This window comes from Sphingomonas sp. P4_D12 (assembly GCF_056401895.1).
In genome coordinates this window covers 194,694-207,798 of record NZ_JBFUIL010000003.1, presented here as the reverse complement: position 1 = coordinate 207,798, position 13,105 = coordinate 194,694, and the positions used below count along the sequence as shown (strand labels likewise).

General features: G+C 62.9%; 11 protein-coding genes. 7 read left to right on the top strand and 4 right to left on the bottom strand.

The features are described from left to right. Nucleotides 1–107 precede the first annotated feature (107 nt). Nucleotides 108–992 (top strand): AraC family transcriptional regulator, encoded by an 885-nt coding sequence (locus AC1DSD_RS06925; protein ID WP_478029207.1) that lies wholly within the window; start codon nucleotides 108–110, stop codon nucleotides 990–992. 257 nt (nucleotides 993–1,249) lie between these two features. On the opposite strand, the gene rpoD is transcribed toward AC1DSD_RS06925, so the two are convergent. Next, entirely contained in the window at nucleotides 1,250–3,283 is a 2,034-nt protein-coding gene (gene rpoD / locus AC1DSD_RS06920) for an RNA polymerase sigma factor RpoD (RefSeq protein WP_478029206.1), read from the bottom strand. Between the two features lie 34 nt (nucleotides 3,284–3,317). After that, nucleotides 3,318–5,165, bottom strand: a complete 1,848-nt coding sequence (gene dnaG / locus AC1DSD_RS06915) for a DNA primase (RefSeq protein ID WP_478029205.1) — start codon at nucleotides 5,163–5,165, stop codon at nucleotides 3,318–3,320. Between the two features lie 89 nt (nucleotides 5,166–5,254). Between dnaG and AC1DSD_RS06910 the strand changes: the two genes are divergently transcribed. The 3 genes from AC1DSD_RS06910 to AC1DSD_RS06900 are packed head-to-tail and all read left to right on the top strand — an operon-like array spanning nucleotide 5,255 to nucleotide 6,615. Next, a complete protein-coding gene (locus tag AC1DSD_RS06910) occupies nucleotides 5,255–5,587 on the top strand; it encodes an ArsR/SmtB family transcription factor (protein WP_478029204.1) in 333 nt (110 codons plus the stop codon). Then, complete coding sequence (locus AC1DSD_RS06905; RefSeq protein ID WP_478029203.1) at nucleotides 5,584–5,943, top strand: SRPBCC family protein; 360 nt, start codon at nucleotides 5,584–5,586, stop codon at nucleotides 5,941–5,943. Before AC1DSD_RS06910 ends, AC1DSD_RS06905 begins: the two co-directional genes overlap by 4 nt. Nucleotides 5,944–5,988: 45 nt before the next feature. Then, nucleotides 5,989–6,615, top strand: a complete 627-nt coding sequence (locus tag AC1DSD_RS06900; protein WP_478029202.1) for an ATP-dependent Clp protease proteolytic subunit — start codon at nucleotides 5,989–5,991, stop codon at nucleotides 6,613–6,615. A 39-nt stretch (nucleotides 6,616–6,654) separates the two neighbouring features. Here AC1DSD_RS06900 and AC1DSD_RS06895 read toward each other — a convergent pair whose 3' ends face one another. Further along, the gene (locus AC1DSD_RS06895; RefSeq protein ID WP_478029201.1) at nucleotides 6,655–7,047 is read right to left on the bottom strand and encodes an endonuclease domain-containing protein; all 393 of its coding nucleotides are present in this window, start codon (nucleotides 7,045–7,047) and stop codon (nucleotides 6,655–6,657) included. A 122-nt stretch (nucleotides 7,048–7,169) separates the two neighbouring features. Beyond that, nucleotides 7,170–7,622: a GatB/YqeY domain-containing protein gene (locus tag AC1DSD_RS06890; protein WP_478029200.1), complete on the bottom strand. Its 453-nt coding sequence runs from the start codon at nucleotides 7,620–7,622 to the stop codon at nucleotides 7,170–7,172. A 105-nt stretch (nucleotides 7,623–7,727) separates the two neighbouring features. Between AC1DSD_RS06890 and carA the strand changes: the two genes are divergently transcribed. Genes carA through carB form a run of 3 tightly spaced genes read left to right on the top strand, consistent with a single transcriptional unit; the run spans nucleotide 7,728 to nucleotide 13,046 of the window. Beyond that, nucleotides 7,728–8,891 (top strand): glutamine-hydrolyzing carbamoyl-phosphate synthase small subunit, encoded by a 1,164-nt coding sequence (gene carA, locus AC1DSD_RS06885; RefSeq protein ID WP_478029199.1) that lies wholly within the window; start codon nucleotides 7,728–7,730, stop codon nucleotides 8,889–8,891. A gap of 2 nt (nucleotides 8,892–8,893) precedes the next feature. Then, complete coding sequence (locus AC1DSD_RS06880; protein ID WP_478029198.1) at nucleotides 8,894–9,721, top strand: ribonuclease E inhibitor RraB; 828 nt, start codon at nucleotides 8,894–8,896, stop codon at nucleotides 9,719–9,721. 1 nt (nucleotide 9,722) lies between these two features. Then, nucleotides 9,723–13,046, top strand: a complete 3,324-nt coding sequence (carB, locus tag AC1DSD_RS06875; protein WP_478029197.1) for a carbamoyl-phosphate synthase large subunit — start codon at nucleotides 9,723–9,725, stop codon at nucleotides 13,044–13,046. Nucleotides 13,047–13,105 lie beyond the last annotated feature (59 nt).

The following is a 13,105-nucleotide window of genomic DNA, read 5'->3' as shown; positions in this document are numbered from 1 at the left end:
GCCCCGGGCGCGTTACGCACTTGCGATCGATCCATCCCGAACCGCAAGATCGGTCGAGCAAGCGAGAGCCATGAGCGACTAGCTGGTGCCGCCACGGAGGAAGGACGATGAAGGCGGCGCTTCAAAACTATCAGGACCAGATGCAGCGGGTGCTGGATTATATCGACCAGCATCTCGACGGGGATCTCGATCTGGAAACGGTGAGCCGCGTCGCGGCTTTCTCGAAATTCCATTTCCATCGGCAGTTCATGGCGACGTTCGAACTGTCGCTGCATCGCTATGTCCAGCTTGCCCGGATGAAGCGTGCATCGCACCAGCTCGCCCATTGCAGTGCGGACAGCGTAACGGACATCGCGATGGACGCCGGCTACGACGCGCCCGACGCCTTTGCCCGCGCCTTTCGGCAACGGTTCGGGCAATCGCCATCGTCGTTCCGGAAATCTCCCGATTGGGAGCCGTGGCTTGCGGCCTTCGGGCCTCTCGACAATGCGAGGAGTAAGCTCATGCAACATAGTTTTACCCATGACGACGTGACGATCCGCGATGTGCCGCCGATGCCGGTGGCGATCATGGAGCACCGGGGCGACCGGGCGACGCTGGGCGACACGATCCAGCGATTCATTGCCTGGCGCAAGGCGGCTGGCCTGTCGCCCGCGACGAGCCCGACGATCAACGTCTTCCGGTCCGAGCGAACCCCCGCGGTAGCGGCCGATTACGCGATGGATCTGTGTGTTGGCACCGATCAGCCGGTCGCGCCCAACGAAGAAGGGATGACGGCCGGCGTGATCCCCGGCGGGCGCTGCGCGGTGCTGCGCGTCGTCGGCGCCACGAACAATATGGAGCCCGCCGCGCTGTTCCTTTATCGCGATTGGTTGCCGGCGAGTGGCGAGGACGTGCGGGACTTTCCGATCTATTGCCGGCGGTATCTTACCTTTTCTCCGGACGAACCCGTTCATGATGCGGTCGCGGAGTTGTTTCTGCCGTTGAAATAGTGGGGACGGCGGGGACGCTTGATGACGGCGCTTATAGCCCTCTCCCGCCTGCGGGAGAGGGTTGGGTGAGGGTCTTCTTTCTTCCGATTCCGAGCGCGTGGCGAAACAGAAGAAGTAAGAAGACCCTCACCCTCCCACCGCTTCGCGGCGGGTCCCTCCCTCTCCCGCAGGCGGGAGAGGGGTTTGATGAGCTATGAAGACAAAAAAAGGCCGCGGCGGTTTCCCGTCGCGGCCTCTTTTTCGTTCGGTGCTTGAACTTACTGGTCCAAGAAACTCCGCATCTTGCGCGACCGGCTCGGGTGCTTGAGCTTGCGCAGCGCCTTCGCCTCGATCTGGCGGATACGTTCGCGGGTCACGCTGAACTGCTGGCCGACTTCCTCGAGCGTGTGGTCGGTGTTCATCCCGATGCCGAAGCGCATGCGCAGCACGCGTTCCTCGCGCGGGGTGAGCGATGCGAGCACGCGGGTCACCGTTTCCTTGAGGTTGGCCTGGATCGCGGCATCGACCGGGATGACCGCATTCTTGTCCTCGATGAAATCGCCCAAATGCGAATCCTCTTCGTCGCCGATCGGCGTCTCGAGGCTGATCGGTTCCTTGGCGATCTTCATCACCTTGCGGACCTTTTCGAGCGGCATCGACAGGCGCTCGGCCATTTCCTCGGGCGTCGGCTCGCGGCCCTGCTCGTGGAGGAACTGGCGGCTGGTCCGCACCAGCTTGTTGATCGTCTCGATCATATGGACCGGGATGCGGATGGTCCGCGCCTGGTCGGCGATCGAGCGGGTGATCGCCTGGCGGATCCACCAGGTCGCATAGGTCGAGAATTTGTAACCACGGCGATATTCGAACTTATCGACCGCCTTCATCAGACCGATATTGCCTTCCTGGATCAAATCCAGGAATTGCAGCCCGCGGTTGGTGTATTTCTTGGCGATCGAGATCACGAGGCGGAGATTGGCCTCGACCATCTCCTTCTTCGCGATCCGCGCCTCGCGCTCGCCCTTTTGCACCATGTTGACGATGCGGCGGAACTCGGGAAGCGCCATGCCGGTCTGCTGCGAGATTTCCGAAATCTCGCCGCGGATGCGATCGACCGCGCCGACCTCGTTCGTAGCGAAGGCGGTCCACTTCTTGTCGAGGCTGCCCACCGTCGTCAGCCACGAATCGTCGAGCTCGTGACCCTGATAGCGATTGAGAAAATCGGCGCGGGCGACCTTGTGGCGCTCGGCCAGACGCAGCATCTGCCCGCCCAGCGCAGTCAGGCGCCGGTTGAAGCTGTAGAGCTGGTCGACCAGATATTCGATCTTCGCCTGGTGGAACTGGACGCTCTCGACTTCGGCGGTGAGGTCCTCGCGCAGCTTCTGGTACTTGCGCTCCTCGGCTGCCGACAGTTCGCCACCGGCGCCCATCGCGTCGAGGCGCTGCCCCTGCATCTTGGAGAATTTCTTGTAGATCGAGGTGATGTTGGCGAACCGCTCGAGCGCCAATGGCTTGAGCTGTTCTTCCATCTGGGCGAGGCTGAGCGTGTTGTCCTCTTCCTCGTCGTCCGAGATGCGCGGCGCACGACGCTCGGTCATGTCGTCCTCGTCCTCGTCGGCCGCCTGGACCTCCTCGGGCTCTTCCTCTTCCTTGAAGCTGGCGCCGGCGGTCTTCTCGCTGATCTCGCCCGAATCGTCGTCCTCGGCGCTTTCGACCTGCTCGGCCGACGGGCCCTTGGACAGCATCGCGTCGAGATCGAGGATCTCGCGCAACTGCATCGTGCCTTCGTTGAGCGCGGTCGACCAGTCGATGATCGCGTTGAACGTGATCGGCGATTCGCACAGGCCGAGAATCATCGTGTCGCGGCCGGCCTCGATCCGCTTGGCGATTGCGATCTCACCCTCACGGCTGAGCAATTCGACCGCGCCCATCTCGCGCAGGTACATCCGCACCGGGTCATCGGTGCGGTCGATCGTTTCCTTTTTCTTGGTCTCGAGCGCGGGGGCGTTTTCCTCGGACGAATCGACCGGATCGATATCTTCGTCCTCGTCCTTCTGATCCTCGCCGTCCTCGCCGCCCTCGTCATTCTCGACGACGTTGACGCCCATTTCGTTGAGCGCGGACATCACGTCCTCGATCTGTTCCGAGGACATCTGGTCCTGCGGCAACATCTCGTTGAGCTGGTCGACAGTGATGTACCCGCGCTTTTTGGCGCGGGCGACCAGCTTCTTGATTTCCGCATCGTTGAGATCGATCAGCGGAGCGTCGCCCGTCTCAGCCGGTTCTGCCGCTTCCGCCATAGTCGTCTTCACCATCAAATGCCCTCGGTTTTACGCTCGATGCGTAATTTTACGCGTCATTGTTCGCTTGTATCAGATTTGCAAGCCGCAGTTCCAAAGCTCGTTGCTCGCGCAACAGTTCCATTTGCCGTTGGAAAGCTTCATCCGACGCGGAAATTTCCAGTTCGGATGTCGCCTGCGCCAGCGCCGCATCGACTTCGGGCCGCGCCACCATGATCGCTATCGCCTCGTCAAGATCGGCGCTGGCCCGTTCGGGCTCTGCACCATCCTGGGTAAACGAATAGGGAGTGGCATCGGCTCTCAGCAGATCTGTGGTTATCTGACCAAGTCCTGATGAGCCCAATATGGTGATCAGGCGCTGGCTATCAAGCGCTCGGTCCTCGAGCGCCAGATCGACCACGGCTTCGAACAATCGTCCAAGTGCGCCGTCGGCCAGTTTCAGGCTGCCGAGCACTTCCATATGGCGAGCGATTTCCGTGGGATGGCGGATCAATCCCGCGAGTACGGCCTTGGCCAGCAGCCGGTCGATCCCGGCGGCACGCACCGCCTTGGCCTGGGATGTGGCCGGGGGCAAGGGAGGCACCCATTTGGTGCCTGGCTTGCGTGGCGTGAACTGGCGCGGGGTGAAATCGCGTTGCGGGCGGGCGAACAGGTCATCGATGCGGCGGCGGAATTCGGCCTGATATTCGTGGCGCACGTCGGGATCGGCGATCGTCTCGGCATGAGTCATCAGCCGGCGCTTGAGCCCTGCGCGTTGTTCGGGCGTGTCGAGCGGCTCGGCGGCATGTTCGTGCGCCCACAATCGGTCGACCAGCGACTCGGGTTTTTCCAGCAACGCCTCGAACGCCGCGGGACCGCGAGCGCGGACCAGGTCGTCCGGATCCTGTCCCTCGGGCAAGGTCACGAATCGCAGGCTGCGTCCGGGGGCGAGGCCGGGCAGGGCGCGCAACGCCGCGCGGATCGCGGCCTTCTGCCCGGCCGAATCGCCGTCGAAGCAGAGGATCGGCACGTCAGCCAGCCGCCACAGCCGCTCCAACTGGTGCTCGGTCAGCGCGGTGCCGAGCGGCGCCACCGCTTCGCCGAACCCGGCCTGGGCGAGCGCGATCACGTCCATATAGCCCTCGACCACGATGATCCGGCCGGACTTGCGGCTGGCGGGTGCGGCGCGGTCGAGATTGTAGAGCGTGCGGCCCTTGTCGAAGAGCGGCGTGTCGGGGGAATTGAGATATTTGGGCTCGCCCTGGCCAATCACGCGCCCGCCGAACGCGATCACGCGCCCGCGCGCGTCGCGGATCGGGATCATCAATCGCCCGCGGAAACGATCGTACGGCTCCTTGTCGTCGACCTTGATCAACATACCCGATTCGATCAGCGCGGGGTCGCCATAGCCTTTGAGTTCCTCGCGCAGCTTGCCCCGCGAATCGGGCGAATAGCCCATGCCGAAGGTGCGCGCGGTCTCCGCCTTGATGCCGCGCTTCTCCAATACCGACCGCGCTTCCGCACCGGCGATGCCGTTCAATTGGTCGGTGAAGAATTGCGCGGCGTCGGCCATCAGGTCGTGCAGGCCCTTGGCGCGCTCGGCGCGTTCGACCGACTGGCGGTCCTGCGCGGGCATTTCCATGCCGGCGGCCTGGGCGAGTTCCTTGACGGCATCGATGAACGGCAGCCCCTGCTGTTCGGTCATCCAGCGGATCGCATCGCCATGCGCCGAGCAGCCGAAGCAGTGATAGAAGCTCTTGTCGTCGTTGACGTAGAAGCTCGGCGTCTTTTCGCTGTGGAACGGGCAGCAGCCCTTGAACTCGCGACCCGCCTTGGTGAGCTTGACGGTCTTTCCGACCAGCGCGGACAGCAGGGTTCGCGCGCGGAGTTCGTCGAGAAAGGCGGGGGTAAGACTCACCCGCGCATTATATCACGCTATTGGCGCATAGCCGTGGGGTTTGGCAACTGCGGCGAAATCTCGATTTCGGCATTGCCAATCAGATAAGTATGCGCTTATCTGTCGACATGTTTGAGAATGAGCTGTTCAAGGCTCTGGCCGACCCTACCCGCCGCGCGATCTTCGAGAAGCTGGCGAGCGGCAGCATGAACGCCAGCGCCTTGCGGGACGGCATGAAGATCAGCCAGCCGGCAATGTCCCAGCACCTTGCCGTGCTGCGCACCGCACGGCTCGTTCGCGAAGAGCGGCAGGGGCGTTTCGTGAACTATGAGGTCGACCCGGAGGGGCTGGCGCTGATCGCTACATGGTTGACCAAATACCGCGCTTATTGGCCCGCGCGGATCGATGCGTTGAAGATCTTGCTGAAGGACATGGATCAATGAGCGGTACCGAGCCCGAAAAGCAGGCCGAGATTCTGGTGTTCGAATACGAACTCGATGCTCCGCCCGAAAAGGTCTGGCGAGCGATCAGTATCCCCGGCTTTCGGGACAAATGGCTGCCCGAGGAGGATCTGGCCGATGCCGATCCGGTCTCCACCGCACCTGGCGAGGAGATCCGCTATGCGATTCGCGACGTTGAACCGCCATTCCTCGAAAGCGTGGTTACCTTCCAGGTCAGGCCCGGCGCGGACGGCGGCTCGATCCTCAGGGTGGTTCACGGCCTGACGGATGCGCGGTTGGTGCCACGGAAGATGCCGGCGGCGAACAATAACGGCCCTTGGATGATGCTCGCCGCCTGACGCCTCGGCCCGCCAGCAAAAATTCCAGCACCTAGGAGTTCGCCGATGCGCGAAGCGATGCAACTCGTCCCCATGGTCATCGAGCAATCCAGCCGCGGCGAACGCTCGTTCGATATCTATTCGCGCCTGCTGCGCGAGCGGATCATCTTCCTGAACGGGGAAGTGAACGATGCCGTGGCCGCGCTCGTCTGCGCGCAATTGCTGTTCCTGGAGGCCGAAAATCCCCGGAAGCCGATCCAGCTCTACATCAATTCGCCCGGCGGCGTTGTGACCAGCGGCCTCGCGATGTACGATACAATGCAATATATCCGCGCACCCGTTCACACGCTCTGCATGGGGACGGCGCGATCGATGGGCTCGTTCCTGCTGATGGCGGGCGAATCCGGGGAACGCGCCGCCTTGCCCAATGCCAGCATCCTCATCCACCAGCCGTCGGGCGGCTTCCAGGGGCAAGCGTCGGATATGCTGATCCACGCCGAGGAAATCTTTCGTACCAAGCAGCGCATGACCCGGCTCTACGCCGAGCATTGCGGTCGGACCTATGAGGAGTTCGAGGCCGCGATGGACCGCGATCGCTTCATGACGGCGGAAGAAGCGATGGAATGGGGCCTGATCGACCGCATCCTTACCGAACGGGAGGCGGGTACGATGGGGGGCGATGGAGGTGTCTGAATTGCGGGATTGGCGTGCGGGTCGTTGTGGAGGGCGGCGCTAGCAATTCCCCTCCCGCTTGCGGGAGGGGTTAGGGGAGGGCATGTCACGAAGGACTTGCTCGATCTCAGAAACGACTCCTTCGACGTTGCCCATGACCTCGTTGTTCCAGAACCGAATCACGCGATAGCCGTGTCCTTCGATGAAGCGGGTTCGCTCGGCGTCCGCTCGCTCGCTTTCCCCGTGGGTGGCGCCATCGACTTCAATCACAAGCTTGGCGCCCCGGGACACAAAATCGCAGATGAACTCGCCGATCGGGAACTGCCTGTTGAAGCGGACGCCGGCGACCTTGCGGGCGCTAAGCCGCGCCCAAAGCTTGCGTTCCGCGGGCGTCATATTGGCGCGGAGTTCGCGCGACCGTCGCGTGGGACGTTGATAGTTTTTGTCCGACATGCCCTCCCCCAACCCCTCCCGCAGGCGGGAGGGGAGTTAAGTTTTCCCAGGCCGCTAACCTACTATTCCCCTCCCGCTTGCGGGAGGGGCTAGGGGAGGGGATGTCTCCAAATTGGAGCTAGTTACGACAGCGCCGCCTTCACCAGCCCACTCGCCTTGGACATATCCAGATTCTGTGCATGCCGAGCCTTAAGCTCCGCCATCACGCGGCCCATGTCCTTCATGCCCGACGCGCCCAGCTCGGCCTTGATCGCCTCGATCGCCGCGCTGGTCTCCGCCTCGCTCATCTGCGCGGGCAGGAACCGCTCGATCATGTCGATCTCGCCTTGCTCGACATCGGCGAGTTCCTGGCGACCGCCCTTCACGTACATCTCGATCGATTCGCGGCGCTGCTTGACCATTTTCTGCAGGACTTCGGTGACGAGTGTGTCGTCCTCGGTCGGTTGCGCTTTGACGCGCTCCTCGATGTCGCGGTTCTTGATCGCGCTCTGGATCAGGCGGATCGCCGCTGTGCCCTGCTTGTCGCCGCTTTTCATGGCGGTGATCAGCGCTGTTTTGATGTCATCTCTTATCATGGAGCCCACATAGCGACGCGAGCCGGTTGACGCGAGGGGGTGGGGGGTCTAGCTGCCGGGCCTTAGCGACATCGCTGCCCAAACCAAACGGAGTGCCCGCCCGCAATGGCCGACGCCAAGCCTTTCGACGTGCCCGCAGGAGCGACTGGATGCCTAGTTCTGGCGTCGGGGGAGATAGTGTGGGGCCGCGGCTTCGGTGCCGAGGGCCAGGCGGTCGGCGAAGTGTGTTTTCACACCGCGATGACCGGCTATCAGGAGATCATGACCGACCCGTCATTCGCCGGTCAGATCATCACCTTCACCTTCCCGCATATCGGCAATGTCGGCGCCAATCCCGACGATATCGAGGCGGACATGCCCCACGCGCTCGGCATGATCGTGCGTGAAGACGTCACCGCGCCGTCCAACTTCCGCTCGGTCGAGCGGCTCGATGACTGGATGAAGCGCCATGCGCGCGTCGGCCTGTCGGGGATCGATACGCGCGCATTGACCAAGCGGATTCGTACCGGCGGCGCACCCAACGGCGTCATCGCGCATGCCGCCGACGGCAAGTTCGACATTCCGTTGCTGCTCGACATGGCGCGCGCCTGGCCGGGGCTCGAAGGTATGGACCTGGCGATCGCGGTGACCACCGAGATGGATTACGGCTGGGAAGGCGGCGTCTGGCGGCTTGGGTTCGGCTATGGCGGCGAAGGGCGCGAGGATGACCGCCCCCATGTCGTCGCGATCGACTATGGCGCCAAGCGCAACATCTACCGCAATTTGGTCAAGGCCGGCGCCAAGGTCAGCGTCGTCCCCGCCACCGCGACGTTCGATCAGGTGATGGCGCTCAAGCCCGACGGCCTGTTCCTGTCGAATGGCCCGGGCGATCCCGCCGCCACCGGCGAGTACGCCGTGCCGGTGATCCAGCAATTGCTCGAAACCAACATCCCGCTGTTCGGCATCTGCCTCGGCCACCAATTGCTCGGGCTGGCTGTGGGCGCGCAGACGACCAAGATGTTCCAGGGCCATCGCGGCGCCAACCATCCGGTCAAGCGCCTCAGCGACGGTCGGGTCGAGATCACCAGCATGAACCACGGCTTCGCGGTCGAACGCGACAGCCTGCCGGCCAATGCGCGCGAGACGCATGTGTCGCTGTTCGACGGCTCGAACGCGGGGCTGGAACTGACCGATCGACCCGCGTTCAGCGTGCAATATCATCCCGAGGCGAGCCCCGGCCCGCAGGACAGCTTCTATCTGTTCGAGAAGTTTGTCGGTGGGCTGAAGTGAGTGTGGCGTTCGATCAGTCGGTAGCCGGTGACAATGACAGTTGGATTCTTTTCGAGCGCCTCACATCGGACGGATATCCGCTTGTTGTCCTAGCTCGGACCGGCAACCCGCTTGTCGAAACCGCCTTGCAGGAAGGTTCCGTCACAGCCGTTCATTGCCGCGCCGACGCCGCCATAGTGAACGACATCGGAATGCCGCAGCATACTGATCGCATCTATCCGGTTGAAGACCGCCTTGCGCTGGAACTTGGCGCGTTTGACATCGGAGCGCTGCACGTTGCCAGTGTTTCAGGAGACGGTGAGCGACGCATGATTTACAGCCATGCAAGGCCCATAAACTTTACGCCGATCCTCGATCAGTTGAGCGTTGAGGGTTATGCGCTCAGCGCTGCGTCGCTGACCGATCGGCCAGCGCTCATCGAGCTTGTTACGCCCACTATCATCGACCGTAAGCTCCATGGCGACCAGGAAGTTATTTCCAATCTCCAGAAGCATGGCGACGACGGGTCGACAGCACGCAAAACCGACTTCTGGTTCTATGGGGAAAAGGATCGCCTTCTAGGACTGATCCGTGACCTTGAGCCATGGGGTTATTCGGTTGATCACTGGCTGGATGACTCCGCTGGCGTGGTATTGACCACCGAAACCCCAGTCGAATTCGGGATCTTCAGAGAGGTCACGCCCGTCCTTGTTGGAATGGCCGAGCGACACGGTGTGGAATACGACGGTTGGGAGACCCCGGTCGTCGGCGCCGCCGCAGCGCAGTCCGAGCCTCCTAAATCCCAACCTAAATCGCTCTTGAGCAAATTATTCGGGGCCAAGAAGAACTAACATGCCCAAACGCACTGACATTTCCTCGATCCTCGTCATCGGCGCCGGGCCGATTGTCATCGGCCAGGCGTGCGAGTTCGATTATTCGGGCACGCAGGCGATCAAGGCGCTGAAGGAAGAGGGCTATCGCATCGTCCTGGTCAATTCGAACCCGGCGACGATCATGACCGATCCCGACCTGGCCGATGCGACCTATATCGAGCCGATCACGCCTGGCGTCGTCGCCAAGATCATCGAGAAGGAGCGCCCCGACGCGGTGCTGCCGACGATGGGCGGGCAGACCGCGCTCAACACCGCGCTCGCGCTTGCGCAGGACGGCACGCTCGAGAAGTTCGGCGTGATCATGATCGGCGCCGATGCCGAGGCGATCGACAAGGCCGAGGATCGGCTCAAGTTCAAGGGCGCGATGACCAAGATCGGTCTCGAAAGCGCTCGTTCTGCGATCGCGCATTCGGAGGCCGAGGCGCTGGAAGGGCTGGAGAAAGTCGGTCTGCCGGCGATCATCCGCCCGAGCTTCACGCTCGGCGGCACTGGCGGCGGCGTCGCCTATAACAAGGACGAGTTCATCGACATCGTCCGCAAGGGGCTCGACGCCAGCCCGACCACCGAGGTGCTGATCGAGGAATCGCTGCTCGGCTGGAAAGAGTACGAGATGGAGGTCGTCCGCGACCGCAAGGACAATGCCATCATCGTCTGCTCGATCGAGAATATCGATCCGATGGGCGTCCACACCGGCGATTCGATCACCGTCGCGCCAGCGCTGACGCTGACCGACAAGGAATATCAGATCATGCGCAACGCGTCGATCGCGACGCTGCGTGAAATCGGTGTGGAAACAGGTGGTTCGAACGTTCAGTTCGCAGTCAATCCGAAGGACGGCCGCCTCGTCGTCATCGAGATGAACCCGCGCGTGTCGCGCTCGTCTGCGCTGGCGTCGAAAGCGACCGGCTTCCCGATCGCCAAGGTCGCGGCCAAGCTCGCGGTCGGCTACACGCTCGATGAGATCATCAACGACATCACCGGGGCGACCCCGGCCTCGTTCGAGCCGACGATCGATTACATCGTCACCAAGATCCCGCGTTTCGCGTTCGAGAAGTTCAAGGGCGCTGAAGCGGTGCTGTCGACCGCGATGAAGTCGGTCGGCGAAGTGATGGCGATCGGCCGCAACATCCACGAATCGCTGCAAAAGGCATTGCGCGGGCTCGAGACCGGGCTGTCCGGGTTCAATACGGTCGACCGGCTGGTCGGTGCGCCGCGCGACGAGATCGAGGCGGCGCTGGCGGTCGCGACTCCGGACCGGCTGCTGGTCGCGGCGCAGGCACTGCGCGAAGGCTTCACCGTCGCCGAGATCCACGCGATCGCCAAATACGATCCCTGGTTCCTCGAACGGATCGAAGAAATCATTGCCGCCGAAAGCGAAGTGATCGCCAACGGCCTACCGCAGGACGCGCCAGGCATGCGCCGGCTCAAGTCGATGGGCTTCAGCGACAAGCGGCTCGCCTATCTCGCTGTGCAGTCGGTGGGTTTACGCGACCGTTTCCCGGCGCGCAGCGGGCTGATCCACGAAGCAGTCAAGGCGATGGCCGGCGGGGTCAACGAAGACGAGGTGAGGGCGCTGCGCCATCGCTTGGGCGTGCGCCCGGTGTTCAAGCGCATCGACACTTGCGCGGCCGAATTCGACGCCAAGACACCCTACATGTACTCGACCTATGAGGCGCCGAGCTTCGGTGAGCCCGAGGATGAGAGCCAGCCGTCGACGCGGCGCAAGATCGTCATCCTGGGCGGCGGCCCGAACCGGATCGGGCAGGGGATCGAGTTCGACTATTGCTGCTGCCATGCCTGTTTCGCGCTGGCCGATGCCGGGTTCGAGACGATCATGATCAATTGCAACCCGGAGACGGTGTCGACCGACTACGACACCTCGGACCGGCTCTATTTCGAGCCGCTGACCGCCGAGGACGTGCTCGAGATCCTCTATACCGAGCAGCAGGTGGGCGAACTGGTCGGCGTGATCGTCCAGTTCGGCGGACAGACCCCGCTCAACCTGGCGCGCGCGCTGGAGAAAGCCGGCATCCCGATCCTCGGCACCAGCCCAGACGCGATCGACCTGGCCGAGGACCGCGAGCGCTTCGCCGCTTTGGTCAACAAGCTCGGCCTGCACCAGCCTGCCAACGGCATCGCGCGCAGCCGCGACGAGGCGGTCGCGGTGGCGGAACGCATTGGCTATCCGGTGCTCATGCGCCCGAGCTATGTCCTCGGCGGCCGCGCTATGGAGATCGTCGACGGCACCCAGCAGCTCGACGATTACATCCAGACCGCGGTCCAGGTATCGGGCGATTCGCCGGTGCTGATCGACCAATATCTGCGCGACGCGATCGAGGTCGATGTCGATGCGATTTGCGACGGCACCGACGTCGTGGTCGCCGGCGTGCTCCAGCATATCGAGGAAGCCGGGGTCCATTCGGGCGACAGCGCCTGCTCGATCCCGCCCTATAGCCTGCCCGCGGACATCATCGCCGAGATCGAGCGCCAGACCGACCTGCTGGCGCGCGCGCTCAACGTCGTCGGCCTGATGAATATCCAGTTCGCGGTCAAGGACGGCAAAGTCTATCTGATCGAGGTCAATCCGCGCGCCAGCCGCACCGTGCCGTTCGTCGCCAAGGCGATCGGATCGCCGATCGCCAAGATCGCCAGTCGGGTGATGGCGGGCGAGAAACTCAAGGACCTGCCGGTAATCGACCGCGACATCGGCTATTTCGCGGTCAAGGAAGCCGTGTTCCCGTTCAATCGCTTCCAGGGGATCGATCCAGTCCTCTCGCCGGAAATGAAGTCTACCGGCGAAGTCATGGGAATCGATCAGGATTTCACCGCGGCGTTCGGCAAGGCCGAGCTCGGCGCAGGAACCATCCTGCCCGAGAGCGGTACGGTGTTCATCAGCGTCAAGGACAGCGACAAGCCGGTCATCCTGCCGGGCGCCCGTGCGCTGGCCGATTTCGGCTTCACCGTCGTCGCGACCGGCGGCACTGCCGATTATCTCAGCGAGCATGGCGTGCCGGTCGAGCGCGTCAACAAAGTCGCGCAGGGACGTCCGCATATCGTCGACCGGATCAAGGACGGCGGGATCGACATGATCTTCAACACGACCGAGGGCTGGCAGTCGCTCAAGGACTCGCAGCCGATCCGCCAGGCGGCGGTCGCGCAGAAGATTCCGCACTTCACCACGGCCTCGGCATCGGTCGAAGCTGCGAAGGCTATTGTCGCGCTTGCAACACGGTCACTTGAAGTTCGGCCGTTGCAATCCTATCATTCGCACTCGCACAATTGATCCCCTCACAAGAGAAACAGGTGCGGGCGGTTCCGGGAAGGGGTCGCTTGGGGATGGAT